This window comes from Amycolatopsis sp. NPDC023774 (genome assembly GCF_040639695.1).
GTDB lineage: Bacteria > Actinomycetota > Actinomycetes > Mycobacteriales > Pseudonocardiaceae > Amycolatopsis.
Map to the genome: position 1 here is coordinate 1 of NZ_JBFAAJ010000086.1, position 4,736 is coordinate 4,736.

Annotated in this window: 4 protein-coding genes; 2 read left to right on the forward strand and 2 right to left on the reverse strand. The window is 70.1% G+C overall.

Annotated features, from left to right (window positions below; genetic code table 11):
• Positions 1-854 precede the first annotated feature (854 nt).
• Positions 855-1,385 carry a hypothetical protein gene (locus AB0F91_RS46825; RefSeq protein ID WP_360608952.1) on the reverse strand — a complete coding sequence of 177 codons (531 nt, stop codon included), beginning with the start codon at positions 1,383-1,385 and terminating at the stop codon, positions 855-857.
• A 254-nt stretch (positions 1,386-1,639) separates the two neighbouring features.
• On the reverse strand, positions 1,640-2,341 hold the full coding sequence (locus AB0F91_RS46830; RefSeq protein WP_220237623.1) for an IclR family transcriptional regulator: 702 nt from the start codon (positions 2,339-2,341) through the stop codon (positions 1,640-1,642).
• Positions 2,342-2,484: 143 nt separating this feature from the next.
• Between AB0F91_RS46830 and leuC the strand changes: the two genes are divergently transcribed.
• Entirely contained in the window at positions 2,485-3,912 is a 1,428-nt protein-coding gene (gene leuC / locus AB0F91_RS46835) for a 3-isopropylmalate dehydratase large subunit (protein WP_360608954.1), read from the forward strand.
• A gap of 26 nt (positions 3,913-3,938) precedes the next feature.
• A complete protein-coding gene (gene leuD / locus AB0F91_RS46840; RefSeq protein ID WP_360608956.1) occupies positions 3,939-4,541 on the forward strand; it encodes a 3-isopropylmalate dehydratase small subunit in 603 nt (200 codons plus the stop codon).
• Positions 4,542-4,736: the final 195 nt, after the last annotated feature.

Below are 4,736 nucleotides of genomic sequence, written 5' to 3' on the forward strand. Positions count from 1 at the left end.
ACTCTTCAATAGTATTACCCATAACGCGGAGAAGTCCAAACGGGACCCTTGGTTTTTCCCTTGGCGTGTCTGCGGTCCGCCCTTTCGAAGGGCTCGGGAACGGTCGGAATAACCACCACTCTATTCGCTCTTGTGTTCGATTGTTCGCGCAGAGTGGGGCTCTACCAGCGGTTTTGACCCAGCGACCACCGCCGCTCCATGCTTCTCCAGTGGCGGAAGGCGATCTTGTCCCGAGCCTAGGAGTGTCCTTTGCGGACTGACGAACGACCGCCCCGCGATCGTCGGAAATCCGGTGCGCGGCGGCCCCCCGCGGGCTGAGCAGAGGGTCTCCGGGGAGGGCCGGAACCCCTGCCGCCGCGGGTTTCGGCGACCCTGCGGTGGCGACGGCCGTTGGGCGGCAAAGGAGTCGACCGGCGGACCGGAGCCGGCCGCGAAACCCGACAAAGCAGAACCCCCAAGAGCGGCAACAGGTGCGCACCCCGGACGCCCGGCAGGGGGCCGTCGCGTGAAGACTCGGCCAAGAGTGTGACCGGCGAAGGCCCGGACCGGCCTTTCATGTGACGCAAGGGCAGGCGCACTCGGCCGAGCGAGTGGCGCCGCGGTGAACGACGGTTCGGTCGCCCGAAGCCCTGCCAGGGACAGGTATCGGGCCCGCGAAGGACCCCTCAAGTGACCTGAAGCACCCGGCTCGCTCAGTGAGGGATCGGCCCGTCGGCACGGAAACCGAGACCCCCGACCGGGTCCGCGAGCACAGAAAAAAGCGCCCCGACCAGAACCGCGGAACAGCCGCGCCGGCCAGGGCGCCGTCAGGGATCAGCTGGTCAGGAGCGAGATGATATGTCCACTCAGGACCGTCAGGCGGGCGCCGTGGTCCGGGCGAGCGCGAAGTACCGCTCGTCGCTGTAGGGCCCGGCGGCGCCGGTGGCCGGGCCCCAGATCGTCCGCGACAGGTGGAAGAGATCCCCCAAGTACACGTGCAGCGCCACGGACCGGCCGGCGGTCCGGTTGGCCACCGAATGGATCACGCGCTCGTCCATCGGCAGCACGGACCCCGCCGCCGTGTCGGTCTCCCCCACGCCGGTGATACCCGAGCCGTCCGCGCGGTAGAAGGTGTTGGTCTCCCGGCCCTCGAGCACGGCGATGCACGCCGGGATGAGGTGGTCGTGCGGCGGGTACTCCGTGCGCGGCCCGATCTCGACCCGGAGCAACGTCAGCGTCGGCTCGGCGTGGACCACGTGCTCGTCGACGCCGGCGCCGGGCAGCCAGCCGAGGACCTCGGCGGCGGACGCGGCGATCTCCCGCTGCAGCCGCAACAGCGCGGCTGCCGGGTCCGAGGCGCCGCCGGCGCGTCGGGCGGCGAGGATGAGGTCGGTGAGTTCGGTCATGGGGACTCCGTCCACCGGGGAGGGTCGCGGCCGGTCGGGCCGCGAAGTGGGGACAGGGTGCCATCGAGGGGTGTCGTGCGCTCGTGAAGGCGGCCGCCGGATTCTCAGCCGGCTCAGATGGTCGGCACAGGTTCGGGCGCCCGAACCGCCGCTTGGTGAACGGCTGTTCGGCGTGAGGCCGAAAAGAAGGCCGCCTCTCCGGGGGGAGAGGCGGCCTGAGGCGGAGAGTGGTGGGAGTCAGCGGGGGCGGAGCGTCAAAGCCGTTCCTGAAGCGCGTCCGCCGCGGCGAGCAGGTCGGCGGCCCAGCGCGCGCCCGGTTTGCGGCCGATGCGTTCGATGGGCCCGGAAACCGACACCGCCGCGACGACCGTGCCCGACGAATCGCGCACGGGCGCCGAGACGCTCGCCACGCCGGGTTCGCGTTCGGCGACGCTCTGCGCCCAGCCGCGGCGGCGCACTTCCAGCAAAGTGCGTTCGCCGTACACGGCTTCGGCGAGAATGGTGCGCTGCGTGTGCGGATCCGACCAAGCGGCGAGGACCTTCGCGCCCGAGCCGGCCGTCATCGGCAGGCGCGAGCCGATCGGCACGGTGTCGCGCAGGCCACTCGGCGGCTCAGCCGTCGAGACGCACACGCGTTGCACGCCATCCCTCCGGTACAGCTGCACGCTTTCGCCCGTGATGTCGCGCAGCTTCGGCAGCACCGAACTCGCCGCGTCGAGCAACGGGTCGGTCGAGCCGCCCGCCAGCTCGGCGAGCGCGGTGCCCGGGCGCCAGCGGCCGTCCGGACCCCGGCGCAGCAACCGATGCACTTCGAGACCGACGGCGAGACGGTGCGCCGTCGCCCTCGGTAGTCCCGTGCGTGTGCAGAGTTCCGCCAGCCCACAGGGGTCTTCGGCGACGGCCTGCAGCACCGCCACGGCTTTGTCCAGTACTCCGATACCGCTATGCTGTCCCACGACGCGATACTAACTTCCCGAAGTTTGGGAAGTCCAGAATCTGGGAAAAACGAACTCGAGCTGCGCACGTGACGTGGCTCGCCCCGCCTTCGGACGTCGCCCGAGTTCCTTGCTCCCGGCCAACCCCTTGGAAGGAGCCGGAGATGACCAGCCCGACCGGCAAGGCACGCACGCTGGCGGAGAAGGTGTGGGACAGCCACCTCGTGCGCCGAGGCGAAGGTGCCGAACCGGACCTGCTCTACATCGACCTCCACCTGGTGCACGAAGTCACGAGCCCGCAGGCGTTCGACGGCCTCCGCCTGGCCGGGCGACCGGTGCGGCGCCCCGACCTCACCATCGCGACCGAGGACCACAACGTCCCCACCGTCGACATCGACCTCCCGATCGCGGACCCGGTGTCGCGCACCCAGGTCGACACCCTTCGCCGCAACTGCAAGGAGTTCGGTATCCGGCTGCACCCGATGGGTGACGCCGAGCAGGGCATCGTGCACGTCATCGGCCCGCAGCTGGGGCTCACGCAGCCCGGCACGACCGTGGTGTGCGGCGACAGTCACACCTCCACCCACGGTGCGTTCGGCGCGATGGCCTTCGGCATCGGCACTTCGGAGGTCGAGCACGTGCTCGCCACCCAGACGCTGCCGCTGCTCAAGTTCAAGACGATGGCGATCACCGTCGACGGCGAGCTGAAGCCGGGCGTCACGGCGAAGGACATCATTCTCGCCGTCATCGCCAAGATCGGCACCGGCGGCGGGCAGGGCTACGTGCTCGAGTACCGCGGCAAGGCCATCGAGGCGCTGTCGATGGAAGCGCGCATGACGGTGTGCAACATGTCGATCGAGGCGGGCGCCCGCGCCGGCATGATCGCGCCGGACGAGACGACGTTCGAGTACCTGAAGGGCCGCCCGCACGCGCCGCAAGGCGCCGACTGGGACGCGGCCGTGGCCGCGTGGCGCGAGCTGCGCACCGACGAGGGCGCCGAGTTCGACGCCGAGGTGCACCTCGATGCCGACGAGCTCACCCCGTTCGTGACCTGGGGCACCAACCCGGGCCAGGGCCTGCCGCTGGGCGCCTCGGTGCCCGACCCGGCCCAGATCGTCGACGAGAACGAGCGCGCCTCGGCCGAGAAGGCCCTGTCCTATATGGATCTGCAGCCGGGCACGCCGCTGCGCGAGATCGCAGTGGACACCGTCTTCCTCGGTTCGTGCACCAACGGCCGCATCGAGGACCTGCGCGCGGCCGCCGAGGTGCTGCGCGGGCGCAAGGTCGCCGAGTCCGTGCGGATGCTCGTGGTCCCCGGCTCCATGCGCGTGCGCCAGGCGGCCATCGAGGAGGGCCTGGACAAGGTCTTCACCGAGGCCGGCGCCGAATGGCGGCAGGCGGGCTGCTCGATGTGCCTGGGCATGAACCCGGACCAGCTCGCCCCCGGCGAGCGCAGCGCGTCGACCTCCAACCGCAACTTCGAGGGCCGTCAGGGCAAGGGTGGGCGTACGCACCTGGTGTCGCCACTCGTGGCCGCCGCCACGGCCGTGCGGGGGACGCTCTCGTCCCCGGCCGACCTGGCCACCGTCTGACCCATCCCGAGACAGGAGCTCCCACCATGGAACCGTTCACCCAGCACACCGGCATCGGGGTGCCGCTGCGCAGGTCCAACGTGGACACTGACCAGATCATCCCGGCCGTCTACCTCAAGCGCGTGACCCGCACCGGCTTCGAGGACGGCCTGTTCGCCGCCTGGCGCACCCAGGACGACTTCATCCTCAACCAGGAGCCGTTCGACCGAGGCAGCGTCCTGGTCGCCGGCCCCGACTTCGGCACCGGCTCGTCGCGCGAGCACGCCGTGTGGGCGCTCATGGACTACGGCTTCCGCGCCGTGATCGCGTCCCGCTTCGCCGACATCTTCCGCGGCAACTCCGGCAAGGGCGGCCTGGTCGCCGCCCAGTGCGAACAGTCGGACGTCGAACTGCTGTGGAAGCTGCTCGAGAACGAGCCCGGTACGGAGGTCACGGTCGACCTCGAGACCAAGACCGTGCGGGCCAAGGACTTCACCGCGCCGTTCCAGATCGACGACTACGTGCGCTGGCGCCTGCTCGAAGGGCTCGACGACATCGGCCTCACCCTTCGCCACGCCGAAGAGATCACCGAGTTCGAATCGGCCCGGCCCTCCTGGAAGCCGGTGACCACCCCCATCACGGCCTCCTAGCCCTCGCTCGGGTCACGGATTCCCTGCTCGAAAAGGGAATCCGTGCCCCAGCGGCAAGCCTCGCCACCCGCACCAAACGGCACCTCCCCCGGCCCCGCACGGGTCCCTCGGGAGGCGGAACCACTCCCCGTGCAAGGGAAAGTTCCGCGTGCCGTTTGGAATTTGTGCTGCGTTGGTAATACCGTGAGCGCTAAG